Origin of the sequence: Labrenzia sp. THAF35 (assembly GCF_009363595.1) — a bacterium.
GTDB lineage: Bacteria > Pseudomonadota > Alphaproteobacteria > Rhizobiales > Stappiaceae > Roseibium > Roseibium algicola.
Map to the genome: position 1 here is coordinate 2318964 of NZ_CP045380.1, position 14188 is coordinate 2333151.

Here is a 14188-nt window from a genome sequence, read left to right on the forward strand (position 1 = left end):
AGCCGCAGCCGTAGACCCAGACTCAGCCCCAGCCCAGCCCTAGCCCCAACCTCCCCCTCATCCTGAGGAGGGCCGAAGGCCTGTCTCGAAGGATGGGCAGCACACTCAGGAGCAAGTGGCCCATCCTTCGAGACGCGCACTTTCGTGCGCTCCTCAGGATGTGGGGGAGGGTTGGGGATCGCTCCTACGATTTCGGCTCAGAAGAACAGAAGCTTGAGTGAAATTACCCCAGAACCGAGAACGAGCTTTCCTTGGTCAGCTCGCGCTTGCGGGAGAAGGTCGCCGTGTTGAGCGTGTGGGGGACATGCTCCAGCTTGAATTGCAATGGCTTGGCGTCATGATCGTTGCCAGCTTCGCAGTAACCGATCAGATCCGTCATCAGGCGTCCGGCAACGGTTGCGTTCTTGAACTGGTTGCCGCTGGTTCCGATGGCCAGGTAGTAGCCGTCGACATTGGTGCGGTCGTAAATCGGGAGCCAGTCGTCCGTCGCATCATAGAGCGCTGCCACACCGACAGGGTGTTGGGAAACGCCCAGCTCGGGAACCCGTTGAGAGTAGCGGTAGGCATAGGTGAGACCGCGGTCGGTGAGGTCCATTGCGAAATCGTCGGGATCTTCCACGAGATGCGGGTCGCAGGCAGGGTTCTGGCTGCCGATCATCAACTGGCCGCCACCACCCGGCTTGACGTAGACGGAGATGTCGTTGTCGGAAACGACCAGGCCTTCGCGGGAATAATTCAGACTTTGTGGCGGGGCGATCTGAACCACTTCCTGGCGCAGCGGGCGGTGGCCGATCTTCAGTCCGGTCTCACCTTCCAGGAGCGCGTTCACCTTGCCGGAATGCGGGCCGGCGACATTGATGACGATGGCTGCCGGGATATGTTCGCCGTTTTCAGTGAGAACACCGGTGACACGGTTGTTCTCTACCGGGATCTTGACGATCCTGGTCTTGAAGCGGAACTGTGCCCCAAGCTTGGCTGCCGCATCCTTCAGGTTGCGGGCGGCGATTTGCGGATCGTCGACGTAGCCACCTGCCGGGAAGAACACACCTCCCTGAAGCGCGCCACCGGTCGGCATGCCGAAGTCGTCGTCATCCATGGTTTTCGCCGGGGCGAAACAGTCCAGGTTGTAGCCGGGGAGTTCCTGTGTGATGCGGTCGGCCGACCAGTGTTCATAAGGGATGCCGAGGGCGTCGGCATGTTCCAGAACATGCTTCTGGTAGTTGTCGGATGCGGTCTTCATCACCAGGGTGCCGGTCTCGATGAAATGCGCCAGTTCCCCGGCGTCTTCCGTTTCCAGATAGGCCTGCCAGTTCTTCCAGTCGTGATAGCCTTCAAGGGCCATCGCCGTGCCGTCGCGCGTGGAATAATAGGTGCGGATCACCGCCGCGGAGCTGGAGGTGGAGCCATAGCCGGCTGCCGGCAGGGCGTCGACATTCAGTGTCTTGTAGCCCTTGCGTGTCATGGACAGTGCGATGGCGCAACCGATGATGCCGGCACCGATGATAATCACGTCATGACGGTTCGGCGTTTCGTTTGATGTTGGCATGGCTGTCCTTCCTTCCGGCGTTTCGCACAGAACAGAGGACAGCCCCTTTTTTGTCTAGCGGCAAAACCGCCACTTGATGTTCCGATCCAGTCATATCGTTTGTCGGAAAGGCTGCAGATGCGGCTAAAAATCATCATCTGTTTACAAATAAAACCATCATGATGAGTTTGCTAAATATCGTGGAATTTGTTCTCAAGTCTCAAATTGTCCTGAAGATGGCCTGCGCGCATAGTCAAACCAGTTCATGTCGGTTTGCGCCGATTTTTCAAACATTTGGAGACTTCCTTGCCGCGCGCGAAATTCTGCGAGTGGCCGACACTGGCCTTGATTCTGGCCACCTCGTCGGCTTGGTTTTTGTTGATAGGGTTCTATTCCGAGCTTGGACCTTTCGTGGTCTGCCCTTTGGCGGCGATCCTGGTGACACTGCAATCCTCGCTGCAACACGAGGTGCTTCATGGTCACCCCACGCGCAGTCCCGCACTCAACGAAGCCCTGGTCTACTGCTCGTTCGGCCTGTGCGTGCCGTATCGCCGCTTCAAGTCTCTTCACCTGCGCCATCATAACAACGACCGGCTGACGGATCCCTATGACGACCCGGAAAGCTACTATCTGGCCTGGGCAGACTGGCAGAGCCTTCCTCGTCCGATACAAATGGTCCTGACGATCAACAACACCCTGTTGGGCCGGCTGCTGATCGGGCCGGTGGTCTCGATGGTCGGTTTCGTGGGAGCCGAAATCCGGATGATGCTTGCGGGCGACAAGGTCGTCATGCGCGCCTGGGCACATCATGTTGCCGGTGTGGTGCCAATTGTCCTGTTTGTCACTCTGGTCGGCGGCATGCCGTTCTGGCTGTATGTTCTCGGCGTCGCCTATCCGGGCATGAGCCTGTTGATGCTGCGCACCTATGCGGAGCACCGTGCGCACGAACATGCGGAGGCGCGGTCGATCATCGTCGAGTTCTGCCCGGTGTTCTCGCTCCTGTTTCTGAACAATAATCTCCATGTCGTTCATCACGCCAATCCGCGGGCGCCCTGGTATCATCTTCCGAAGATCTACCGCGCTGCCCGCTCTGAATGGCAGGAACGGAACGGCGGTTATGTCTTTGCGAGCTATTTCCAGTTGGCCAGGCACTATTTTTTCAAGGTGAAGGAGCCCGTTGTGCACCCGATCAAATACAATGAGACCAGCGGATTTCCTGCCGCGGAAAAGGCGGTGTCTTGACCGGTGGATCTTTTCTGGCTGTCCGGCTGCCGATGTACGACTGGCCGGAGGTACGTCATGCCACGCGGGATCTTGAAAGCGCGCTCCAGGGCGCGCTTTGCCGCGTTCTGGGACTGAGTGAAGGCGATATCCGGCCATGGCAGGATGGGCAAGATCTGGTGGAGGCCTGGACGGACCCGGATCTCCTCTTGTCGCAAACCTGCGGATACCCCCTGACCCATGCGCTTGCGGACAAGGTCCGGCTCGTGGGGACGCCTCACTACGATGCCGAAGGGTGCGATGGTCCACGATATTGCAGTCAGCTGATCGTCAAGCATGACAGCTCCCACCAAAACCTGGAGGGCCTGCGCGGTCACCGGGCGGTTTTCAACGGATCGGACAGCCAGTCAGGCATGAATACTTTCCGTCACGCGGTGGCGCAGCTTGATACTGAAGGGGCTTTCTTTTCGGACGTCATTGTGAGCGGGAGTCACCTGGCGTCCGTGAAGGCCGTTGCGGAGGGCAAGGCCGACATCGCTTCCATCGATGCAGTCTGCTGGGCACTGGTCTGCCGGGAAATACCGGACCTGGCGGCGCAAGTCCGGCCACTTGCCCGCACAGCATCTGCGCCCGGGTTGCCGCTGATCACTTCCCGCCGTTTCAGCGAAGCGGAACACGCTCTTATCAGTGAGACCGTTGCCGAGGTGCTTTCAGCACCTGAAACGCAACAAAGCCGTGAACGCCTTGGCATTCACGGCTTTTCGAAACTGTCTTCCGACGATTACGCGGTCATCTTGAAGATGGAAGCCGAGGCGGCAGAGCGTGGGTATCCCGTGCTGGCCTGACGCTGGTTTCAAACCCTCTGGAAAATTGTCAGATTGCCGGCTTCAGGCCGGCAAACGACAGTCCTCCAGGTCGTCAGATCAACGTGTCTTGGACTTCTGAGCTTCGCGCTGGCGCAGGGCCTGGTTCATACGAGCCAGCTCTGCCGTGGTGTGTCCGCTGACGACACCCATGAGATTGGTGCCGAGGGCTTGTGCAAGATAGGTCATGGCGTTGCCAATCCTGAGCGTATTCGATTGTTACAAGAAAGTGCGGTCCACTGCTTAAACGCGAGGCCGCTTGCCTGCTATATGGGCAGAACTTGCAGTTCAGTCAATCGAATAGTATTCATCTATTCGTTCAAAAAAATTGAACTGAACTTCCGGGAAATCTGGACCATGCAAAAGTTGCCCGGCACCGGCATGCCGCTGATCGATCTGGATCTTTACAGGACCTTTTTGGTAATCGCGGAAACCTCAAGTTTTTCAAAAGCTTCCGAACTTGTTGGGCGAACGCCGTCAGCAGTTTCAATGCAGATCAAAAAACTTGAATCGATCCTCGGGGTTTCGGTGTTCGCCCGGGAAGGGCGCACCGTACGTATGACTACGGAAGGCGAAGCTTTGCTTGGATATGCGCGGCGTATCCTGATGCTGAACGAGGAAGCTGTTTCGCTGTTTCTGTCTCCGGAAGTGGAAGGCGAAGTCCGCTTCGGAGCGCCGTCCGATTTCGGTACCAGGTTCCTGCCCAACATCCTGTCACGTTTTGCACGCTCTCATCCTGGTGTGAACGTGGACGTGCATCTCGATGGCAGTCCGATGCTGGACGAGAAGGTGAAGAAGGGGGAGCTGGACCTTGCGCTCTTTACCGCCCGTCCGGGTACCGCACTGGCGCGGGGAGGCACAATCGTCTTCACCGAACCGCTGGTCTGGGTAGGTTTGGAAGGTGGTATCGCCTATGAGCGCGATCCGTTGCCGCTTGCCGTTTCCACGCCCGGGTGCCCCTGGCGCAGAGCTGCGCGGGTTGCGCTGGACGATGCCCAGAAGCCTTACCGCGTTTCCTACACCAGCTTTCACAGTGCCGGCCAGGAAGCTGCGCTATTGGCGGACCTTGCCGTGGCTCCCTTTCCGGCGAGTGTTGTCGAGGCGCCCCTGATGGCCCTGGACGAACGGCATGGCCTGCCGGAGATCGGCGACTATCACATTCTCATGGCCGAGCGGGCCCATGCGGGCAAAGCCACTCATGCGTTCGCCAAGCATGTGGCCGAAAGCTTCAAGGATCTCAGCCACGGTGTCTCGGCCTGAAGTCAGTCTGTCGCGTTAACCATAATTTCCGTTTCACGGGACAAACCCCCAGGACCTCTGGCGCAAAAGTTAACGAGCGGTTACGATTCATGGTAAATGAAGCGTTAACAGCGAGACGTGTCATGAATTCCTTCTGCAAAACCCTGCTGGCCGCAGCCGGCATGAGCATCGCCCTTGGAGCCGCAGCGCAGGCCGAAAGCGGTACGACGCGCATTGTCCACGACGAACCTTATGGTGCCATCGTGACCAAGGAAGCCGGTGTGCTGGTATTCCGCGGCCTTCCGCCGACCCGCAAGGTGATCGTCAATCCGGACGGCAAGACGCCACTGGAACTGAAGCAGACCGAAGTGACCGAGACCAACGTGATGGTTTTCGCCGATCAAAGCGATTACGTGCGCGCCCTCGGGCCGAAGATCATCCGGTTGAAGTAAAGGCCGTGAACCGGTTTGCAGGCGTGTTCTGATAAGCCGACTGGCGTCTGCCATCGGTTTGCTTAGGCCGCATGATAATCTGCCAGTCCCCCCCAAACTCCTCATCCTGAGGAGGGCTGAAAGCCCGTTTCGAAGGATGGTCCACTTGTGTTGGCGTTTGCCGCCCATCCTTCGAGACGGCGCTTCGCACCTCCTCAGGATGAGGGGGGGAGAAGTTCGCGATGAGGGGAGCGGGAGGCGGAGTTCAGCAAAGGCGAAGAATCGGGGTGTTCCGGATGGAGTGACTGCGCAGGTCTCTGAATCGATCTGTCGCTCTGCGCTCTTCGGAACTCGGCAGGTATCCTCAGTGCTGGGACGCTCTTGTCCGCTCAACAGTCCTCGTCTTCCCTGCCTTTTCGTGCCGACCCCACCTCCGGTAAATCCCAATCGTTCCCTACACCAACCCCTCATCCTGAGGAGGGCCGGAGGCCCGTCTCGAAGGATGGGCCGCTTGTTCCCGAGTATGCTGCCCATCCTTCGAGACGGCGCTTTGCGCCTCCTCAGGATGAGGTTGAGGGGAGGGGAGCCCGGGAGGATAGGGGGAGGTGGAGTTCAGGAGGGGGAGGCGGTCGTCGGGGTGTTGGTCCGACGACCGGATGCATTTACATGCGCATGCGTTCGGCTTTCGGGTCGAACAGCGGTTCGCTGATGATGGTGGCCTTGCGGCGCTCGCCGAGGATTTCGATCTCGAAGGCGCCTTCCTGCGTGTTCGTTGCCAGTTCCGAGGGAATATACCCTTGTGCGAGGGATTTCCGCAGGTAGTGGGCGTAGCCGCCGGAAGTCACCCAGCCGATCACCTTGCCATCGTGCCAAACCGGCTCATCGCCCATGACGTCGGCGTCCGACACATCGACCACGAAGCTGACACGCAGGCGCTTCGGTCCTTCATCGAATTCTTTCTGGGCCGCCTCCTTGCCGATGAAGGTGTCCTTGGACAGCTTCACGAACCGGCCAAGATCGGCTTCGAATGCGCCGTAGATCGGGCGGAATTCGCGGAACCAGGTGCCGAAGTTCTTTTCCAGCCGCAGGCAGAGCAGGGCGCGCATGCCGAAGTTGACGATGTTGAACTCGGCTCCGGCCTTCATCAGCGCATCATAGACCTGACGCTGGTACTCCGGCGCCATCCAGATCTCGTAGCCAAGGTCGCCCGTGTAGGTGATGCGGTTGACCTTGCAGGGGGCGTTGGCAACGTCCATTTCGCGGAAGTCCATGAACCGGAAGGCCTCGCCCGAGACATCGTCTCCGGTGATCTTCTCCAGAACCTTGCGCGAATTGGGACCGGCGATGGAGAGGCCAACCCAGCCGAGGTTGATTGCGCGGATCGTCACCGAGCCGTCCTCTGGCAGGTGCTTCTCGAACCAACGCATGTGATAGATCTCAGCCTGGGACGAGCCCCACATGTAGAACTTCTGGTCGCTGGCCCGGGCGATGGTGAAATCGCCGATCAATTTGCCGTTCTCGTTCAGCATCGGCGTCAGGATGATGCGGCCGACCTTCGGCATTGTGTTGGTCATCAATAGCGACAGGAAGCTTTCCGCGCCTGGCCCGGTAATCTCGTATTTGGCGAAGTTGGCCGTCTCCGTCACGCCCACGCTCTCGCGCACAGCCCGGCACTCGGCGCCGATGTGCTCAAAATCGTTGGAGCGGTGGTAAGAAACGATGTCCCTGGCTTCCACGCCTTCCGGAGCGAACCAGAGCGGTGTTTCCAGGCCCCAGCTGTCGCCCATGACGGCGCCTTGCGCCAGCATGCGGTCGTAAAGCGGGGTTGTCTGCTGCGGGCGGGCGGCCGGAAGTTCCTCGTTGGGGAAACGGATCCGGAACCGGCGACGGTAATTTTCCTGTACCTTGGCATTGGTATAGGAGAGCGTTGCCCAGGTGCCGTAGCGGGCAACATCCATGCCCCAGATGTCGTAACCAGGATCGCCGTTGATCATCCAGTTGGCGAGCGTCAGCCCGACACCGCCGCCCTGGCTGAACCCGGCCATGACGCCGCAGGCAACCCAGTAGTTGCGAAGACCGCGAACCGGGCCGACCAGCGGGTTGCCGTCCGGCGCGAAGGTGAAAGGCCCGTTGATGATCTGCTTGATGCCGGCATTCTGCAGGGCGGGGAAATGCTCGAAGCCGACTTCCAGCTCCGGCGCGATCCGGTCGAGATCCGGCGCCAGCAGTTCGTGGCCGAAATCCCAGGGGGTCTGGCGCGGGCTCCACGGGCGGCAGTTCTGCTCGTAGGTGCCGAGCAGCACGCCCTTGCCTTCCTGGCGGGTGTAGATCTCACCACCGAAATCCAGAACGCCGATCAGTTCCTTGCCGGTGGCTTCGTTGTGTGAGGTCACTTCCTCCATCTCGTCGGTCAGGAGGTACATGTGCTCCATGGCGAGCACCGGCAGTTCGATGCCGACCATGCGCCCGCATTCGCGCGCCCACAGGCCACCGGCGTTGACCACGTGTTCGGCGTGGATCGTGCCTTTGTTGGTGATGACATCCCAGGTGCCGTCGGGCGTTTGAACCAGTTCTTCCACCTTGGTGTGGCGCAGGACTGTCGCGCCGTTGACGCGGGCCGCCTTGGCATAGGCATGGGTGGTGCCGGAGGGGTCGAGATGGCCTTCAATCGGGTCCCAGAGCGCGCCGATGAAGTGTTTCTCGTCCAGAAGAGGGAACATCTTCTTGGCTTCGGAGACCGAGATCAGCTCCAGGTCCATGCCGAGATAGCGCCCCTTGGCCTGGGCAAGACGCAGGAAATCCATTCGCTCGGGCGTATCGGCCAGCATGACGCCGCCGGTCAGGTGCAGGCTGCAGGACTGACCGGAAATTTCTTCCAGTTCCTTGTAGAGGTCGACGGTGTAACTTTGCAGCTGGGCTACGTTCGGATCACCGTTCAGGGTGTGGAAGCCGCCCGCTGCGTGCCAGGAGGAGCCGGATGTCAGTTCGTCGCGCTCGATCAGCGTGACGTCTTTCCAGCCGAGCTTGGTCAGGTGATACAGAACGCTGCAGCCGACAACGCCACCGCCAATGACAACAACCTGAGTGTGGGTATTCATGCAATCTGCTCCGGAAGCGCCTGCTCTTGCGCGGCAGGCCGTGTTCGAACGTGAAACGTGAAATGATCAGAAGTCGGTCGGGGCGCCGCCCTCGGCCTTTCGCCTCTCGACAAAGGCGGTGATTTCCTCGTCGATGGCCGGATCAAGCGGGGGCTGCTCATAGGCTTCCAGCGCCTTCTTGTAGAGCATGTTCGCCTTGTCGTAGGCGGTCGGGCTGCCTGCTTCCGACCAGCTTTCGTAATTGCGCCAGTCGGAAACGATGGGCGCGTAGAAAGCGTCCTTGTAACGGTCCTGGGTGTGCTGGGTGCCGAAGAAGTGGCCCGCCGGACCGACCTCGCGGATCGCATCGACGGCAAGGGCTGCCTCTGACACATCAAGCGGCGTCAGGTATTCGGCGATCTTCTGGAGCAGATCGATGTCGGTGATGAATTTCTCGAACCCGGCACTCAGTCCGCCTTCCAGCCAACCGGCGGCATGCTTGATGATATGGGCCCCGCCGTTGATCGCGCCCCATTCCGACAACGTCGTTTCCAGCGCTGCCTGATAGTCGACCGTGTTGGCCGCGCAAACGCCTGACGACCTGTAGGGAAGATGATAGCGCCGGGCGAGCTGGCCGCCGACGATTGCTGCCTTCATGTATTCCGGCGTGCCGAAGGCTGGCGCGCCGGATTTCATGTCGACGTTGGACGTGAAGCCGCCATAGACCACCGGCACACCCGGCCGCACAAGCTGGGCGAAGGCGATCCCGGCAAGGGCTTCCGCGTTCTGCAGGGTCAGCGCGCCGGCAACGGTGACCGGAGCCATGGCACCGGCAAGAGTGAAAGGCGTGACAATGGAAACCTGTCCGGCCTTGGCCATTTCGATCAGGCCCTGCAGCATTGGCGTGTCGAGCCTCAGCGGCGAGGACGTGTTGATGACCGTTGCCACGCACGGCGTCTCGACGAATTCTTCCGGGGTGAGGCCGTAGCCGATCCGGGTCAGTTCCAGTCCGTCGAGGTTGCGCTCCTTGCCGAGCGAATAGATGTGATAGACCTTGTCGGTGAGCCGGAGCATGTCTGCAACGCAGTCGAGATGGCGCACGGAAGCGTGGATATCGACCGGTTCGACCGGGTAGCCCATGACGCAGTGAATGATGTTGAAGAACTGCGACAGTTTCAGGAAGTTGCGATAGTCCTCCTGGTTGCCCGGGCGGCGACCGTGGTCGCGGTCGACGGCATTGGGCGCGCTGGCCACACAGGAAAAGGCAAGGGCATTGCCGCCCACCTGCAGATCATGCGCCCGGTTGCGCGCACGGATCGTGAATTCGGCCGGGGCCTTGGCGACAAGCTCTTCCACCATCGCCCGGTCCATGCGTACACGGTCTTCACCCGGCTTGATGTCGGCCCCGGCATCCTTCAGGATCTGCTTTGCTTCCTCGTGCAGGAAGTCGATGCCGATCTCTTCCAGAACGCGCATGGATGCGTCGTGGATCGCTTCAAGTTCGTCAGCGGAAACGGCTTCCAACGGCTTGAAGATATGCCGCGGCTGCTTGAAGGGTTTTTGCGGAAAGAGATCCGGACCGGTCTTCTCGCCGCCCCTGCGCCGCCGTCCGCGCCGCGCGGGAGCCGTCTCGGCAAGCGAGGCCGTTTCGATGTCATGCGTCATGTCGTCCGCCACTATTCCTGAAAGCCGGACCTGATGCCCTGGAAAGGCTTGGGCGCGGCCCGGTCTGCGCCATTTCATCAGACGTTACTTGAGAGGGCACTTTCAGCGGGCAGTCTCAGAACGACGGCCAGTGCTTCAACTCCGACATCCGGCACCGTGTCCTCGATCCAGCCGTGATCTCGCCCATCGGGGGGCTTGACGGAAAGGGACTTCAAAGCGATCAGAACAAGGAGACTTTTCGTGGGGACCCCTGGTGCGCGTGTTGCTGTCGGATTCGGAACTGCTGGCTTTTCTGAAAACGCTCCTGCCGGTGAAGGACTGGTCAGTTGCGCGGCTACGGCCGTTGCCGGTCGCCTATACCGCCCGGTTTTGGCGGCTGGACACGCCGGGCAGAAGCTTTGTCGTTAAGGAATTCTTCCCCGAAAACGAAGACAACCCTTTGTATCCGACCTTGCCGAGGCAGGAGGCGGACGCCCTTGCCGTTCTAGCCCGCCATGGCCTGTCGCCGGAGCTTGAAGCTTTCACCTACAGTCCGGCGAAAACACCGCTGTTGATCTATGGCTATCCGACCCCGGTCGACAACGAGATCGATGTCGGAGAAGCCGCCGAGCTGATCGGTCGGTTTGCCGCCTTGAGCGAACCTGTACCGGGACACCAGACCGTTCCGGCCGGATATCACGAGGTGTTGGCGCGGGGCGATGCCATGCTGGCGCTCATTCCGCATAGCCGCAAGGCGGCGAACCTGAAGCGGTCGCGTCCGGCCGATGGCGCCGTCAAAAGACGCGAGATCAAGCGTTCGCTCGTTCATCGCAGTTTCTGTCTCGGCACGATCCAGGCAACCGGCGATGGTGCCCGGCTGATCGATTGGCAATTCGCCGGGCTTGGTGACCCGGTCGAGGATATCGCCTGTTTCGTCTCGCCCGGTCTTGCAACGCTCTATGGCCTTCATCCGCTTGTCGCCCATGCGGAGGAAATGTTCCTGACGCGCTACCCTGACCAGGAGACGGTCGAGCATTTTCTGAAGGAGCGCGGCGCCTATCACTGGTGCCTTGCAGCCTATTGCCTGTTCCGCCACGAAACACTGATGCATTCCAACGCCCCGGCGGCCAGGGCCTATGGCCGCGCGCTGGAAGAGGAAGTCGACTTGCTGCTGCGTTTGCGGGGCCGATGAGGGGCGTTTGCAGCAGTTGTAATCAATCTGTCATGGGAGAAGGCTAACGGGAGGCATGTCCATCCAGCTTGCTTCCGTTTCCAAGTCCTTCGATGCCCATAAGGCGCTGAACAGCGTGTCCCTTTCGATTGAGGACGGCACGTTTTTCGTGGTGCTCGGCCCGTCCGGTTGCGGCAAGTCGACCTTGTTGCGCGCCATTGCCGGGTTGGAGCCGGTCGATGCGGGAGAGATCAAACTCAGTGGGCAGGCCGTTGCCGGCAAGGGCCTGCACCTGCCGCCCGAGCAGCGCCAGGTGGGAGTGGTGTTTCAGTCCTATGCGCTGTGGCCGCACATGAATGTTGCCGCCAATGTCGCCTTTCCGCTGGAGACGGCGGGTGAAACGCGGAGCGCGGTGACGGCCCGTGTGGCGGAGTGCCTGGAAACGGTGGCCCTGACACCGTTCCGGCAACGCAAGCCGGCCGAACTTTCCGGCGGTCAGCGCCAACGGGTGGCGCTGGCGCGGTGCCTGGCGCAGGGCGCGCGCACCGTGCTTATGGACGAGCCTCTCGCCAATCTCGATCCGCATCTGCGCAGCACGATGGAAGAAGAGCTGGCGGCATTCCACAGGGCGAGCGACGCGACGACGCTTTTCATTACCCACGACCAGCGCGAAGCGATGGCTCTTGCCGACAAGGTGGCGGTGATGTGGGATGGCTCCATCCTGCAGGCGGACGATCCCGACACGCTTTACCGCCGTCCGAATTCGAAGAAGGTCGCCGGTTTCATCGGCCGCAGCACCCTCGTTCCGGTGGATGTGCTGCGAGTTGAAAACGGCGAGGCGCAAGTGCGCTTCGGCAATGTCATCGCGGTCGTCGATTGTCCAGACCAAACAGGTTCGGGCCCAGCAACGTTGTTGCTCAGGCCGGAACATCTGGTGCTCGCAACGGGCACTTCCGGCTTCGAGGCAACGGTCGAACGGACGATCTACCGGGGTGGCTATTGGGAAGTCTTCGTCCGTCTCGAAGGCCTTTCGCAACCGCTTCTCATGGTGCTTCACCGAAAGGCGGAACCTGGCGAGCTCCTGCAGCTCGATATCCTGCGCGGATGGGTGTTGCCGGAGTGAGTTTTGTTCCTTGTTGTCATCCTGCGTAAAGCGCAGCGCAGACCCGGGATGACAAGAGCTTCGACTATCCCTCAATCCTTCCAGGGGATCGTCCCGGCTGGAACCCTGCGGGCCAGTGCATTCATTGTCAGCATGATCAAAATCGTTGCGGCGACGACCACAACCGACATGGCGGCGGCAAGCGTAGTGTAGCCGCCGTCTTCGTAGTTGAAGATTGTCGTGCCGATGGTCTCGTTGCCGGTGGACCAGAGCAGGGCGGAGACCGTGACCTCGTTGTAAGCGGTCAGGAACACCAGAATTGCACCGGAGGCAGCCGCGGGAGCTGCGAGCGGGGTGAAGATCCTTGTCATGCGCCGGTAGAACCCGGCGCCAGCCACCCGAGCCGCATCTTCCAATGAACCATCCATTTGCAGGAAGGCGGCGGCAACCGGTTTCAGGCCCACCGCCAGGAAAACGGAGACATAGGCAATCAGGATTATCCAGAGGGTGCCGTAGAGCGAGATGTTCAAAAGCGGCAGGGGGCGGATGAACGCCAGGATGAAGGCGATCGACATCACCAGGCCGGGCACGGCAAAGGCGATTTCCGACTGTGTGAGCGCAAGGTTCGCCCAGGTTCTGTGAGCCGACTTCCGATGGGCGAGGAAATAGGCCAGGAACAGGCTGATGACAGCAATGACAAGTGCGGCAACGCCGGCAACGAGAGTTGAGTTGGCGAAGGCCCTGAGCGTGACGGACTGGCGCCAGAGCACCTCGGTGAAGTTTTCGAGTGTCAGGGTTTCTGCAGACAGCGGCAGGCCGTAAGTGCGAACCAGCGAGGTCGCCAGCAACGAGCTTGCCGGCAGCAGCAGCACGAAGGCGACGAACAGCCAGAGAGTGGCTTCCACAAAGGGACGCTTGCGGCCAAGAGAGATCGCCAGAGGGTCTTGCGGCAGACCGATGAGGCTGGTGCGCAGGCGCCGCTGCAGCACACCTTGCAGCAGGATCGCCGCAAGGGCGACAACGGCCAGGATAACCGAAATTACCGCCACGTTTGGCAGGACATCCGGACCGAAGCTTGCCAGCCTTCGCCAGACCAGAACGGGCAAGGTGGTGTAGCGTGCCGGAATGCCGATCAGGGCATTGATGCCGAAATTGCCAAGTGCGGCAACGAAGGCGAGCGCAAAACCGGCCAGCAGGGATGGCGCGAGCAACGGCAAGGTGATCCTGCGCAACATCAAGAAGCTTCCGGAGCCGGAAACGCGGGCCGCGTCTGAGAGTTCGCGCGGAAACGATCTCAACGCGGCACGGACCAGCAGGAACACCAGCGGGCTGTGCTGCAGGGTCAGCAGCAGGACGAGGCCTTCACGGGAGTAGAGAGGGTGGGTGGAGCCGAGTTCCGGAGCCAGCCCAAGCCAGCGCAACACCGGACTGCCCGGGCCGAGCGCCTGTATCCAGGCAATAGCCGTTACATGCGGCGGGATCATCATCGGCAGCAGGATCAGGAAGACCAGCAGGCCCTTGGCGCGAATATCGGTGAGGCCGATCAGGAGTGCGAGCAGGGTGCCGAGTGCGGTTGCTGCCAGTGCCGACAAGAAACTGCTCTCAACGGAATGCCAAAGTGCGCTTCGGACCGACCGGCTCTGCACGGCTTCCGTCAACGGGCCAAGGTCGAGACCGCCATCACCCGTCAGTCCGGTCTTGAACAAAAGCAGCAGCGGCAGCCCGCAGATCAGCGTTGCGCCAAGCACAAGCGCGAGGAGGGTGGTCTTTTCGGAAAGCTTCAATAGCTGCACAGGGATTTGCCGTTGCTTCTCGCAGTCATTCCGGACAAGTGAGGCGTAGCCGAGCGATGATCCGGAATCCAGGCATGTTTCGCGCCGGAGGCGCGGCCAAATTCCAAATGGAACAGTATTCG

11 protein-coding genes are annotated in these 14188 nt (G+C 60.6%); 6 read left to right on the plus strand and 5 right to left on the minus strand.

Annotated features, from left to right (window positions below):
* Positions 1-223: 223 nt before the first annotated feature.
* Positions 224-1546, minus strand: coding sequence for an FAD-dependent oxidoreductase (locus FIU93_RS10665; protein ID WP_152505545.1), 1323 nt, complete (start codon positions 1544-1546; stop codon positions 224-226).
* 285 nt (positions 1547-1831) lie between these two features.
* Between FIU93_RS10665 and FIU93_RS10670 the strand changes: the two genes are divergently transcribed.
* Positions 1832-2767, plus strand: a complete 936-nt coding sequence (locus FIU93_RS10670) for a fatty acid desaturase (protein WP_152505546.1) — start codon at positions 1832-1834, stop codon at positions 2765-2767.
* Positions 2764-3591 (plus strand): PhnD/SsuA/transferrin family substrate-binding protein, encoded by an 828-nt coding sequence (locus FIU93_RS10675; RefSeq protein ID WP_209010333.1) that lies wholly within the window; start codon positions 2764-2766, stop codon positions 3589-3591. The genes FIU93_RS10670 and FIU93_RS10675 overlap by 4 nt, the downstream gene beginning before the upstream one ends.
* Positions 3592-3669: 78 nt before the next feature.
* Here FIU93_RS10675 and FIU93_RS31680 read toward each other — a convergent pair whose 3' ends face one another.
* The gene (locus FIU93_RS31680; protein ID WP_023003379.1) at positions 3670-3798 is read right to left on the minus strand and encodes a hypothetical protein; all 129 of its coding nucleotides are present in this window, start codon (positions 3796-3798) and stop codon (positions 3670-3672) included.
* Between the two features lie 168 nt (positions 3799-3966).
* Between FIU93_RS31680 and FIU93_RS10680 the strand changes: the two genes are divergently transcribed.
* Complete coding sequence (locus FIU93_RS10680; RefSeq protein ID WP_031270486.1) at positions 3967-4869, plus strand: LysR substrate-binding domain-containing protein; 903 nt, start codon at positions 3967-3969, stop codon at positions 4867-4869.
* A gap of 122 nt (positions 4870-4991) precedes the next feature.
* Positions 4992-5300, plus strand: coding sequence for a hypothetical protein (locus FIU93_RS10685; RefSeq protein WP_152505547.1), 309 nt, complete (start codon positions 4992-4994; stop codon positions 5298-5300).
* A 641-nt stretch (positions 5301-5941) separates the two neighbouring features.
* Here the strand turns inward: FIU93_RS10685 and FIU93_RS10690 are convergent.
* Positions 5942-8377, minus strand: coding sequence for an FAD-dependent oxidoreductase (locus FIU93_RS10690; RefSeq protein WP_152505548.1), 2436 nt, complete (start codon positions 8375-8377; stop codon positions 5942-5944).
* A 66-nt stretch (positions 8378-8443) separates the two neighbouring features.
* On the minus strand, positions 8444-10021 hold the full coding sequence (locus FIU93_RS10695; protein WP_152505549.1) for a trimethylamine methyltransferase family protein: 1578 nt from the start codon (positions 10019-10021) through the stop codon (positions 8444-8446).
* Between the two features lie 253 nt (positions 10022-10274).
* Here FIU93_RS10695 and FIU93_RS10700 point away from each other — a divergent pair, with 253 nt between their 5' ends.
* Together FIU93_RS10700 and FIU93_RS10705 are read left to right on the plus strand one after the other, a co-directional pair.
* Positions 10275-11192 carry a phosphotransferase gene (locus FIU93_RS10700; RefSeq protein ID WP_055661233.1) on the plus strand — a complete coding sequence of 306 codons (918 nt, stop codon included), beginning with the start codon at positions 10275-10277 and terminating at the stop codon, positions 11190-11192.
* A gap of 55 nt (positions 11193-11247) precedes the next feature.
* Positions 11248-12294 (plus strand): ABC transporter ATP-binding protein, encoded by a 1047-nt coding sequence (locus FIU93_RS10705; protein WP_152505550.1) that lies wholly within the window; start codon positions 11248-11250, stop codon positions 12292-12294.
* A 71-nt stretch (positions 12295-12365) separates the two neighbouring features.
* Here the strand turns inward: FIU93_RS10705 and FIU93_RS10710 are convergent, their stop codons facing one another.
* Positions 12366-14066, minus strand: coding sequence for an iron ABC transporter permease (locus tag FIU93_RS10710; protein WP_152505551.1), 1701 nt, complete (start codon positions 14064-14066; stop codon positions 12366-12368).
* Positions 14067-14188 lie beyond the last annotated feature (122 nt).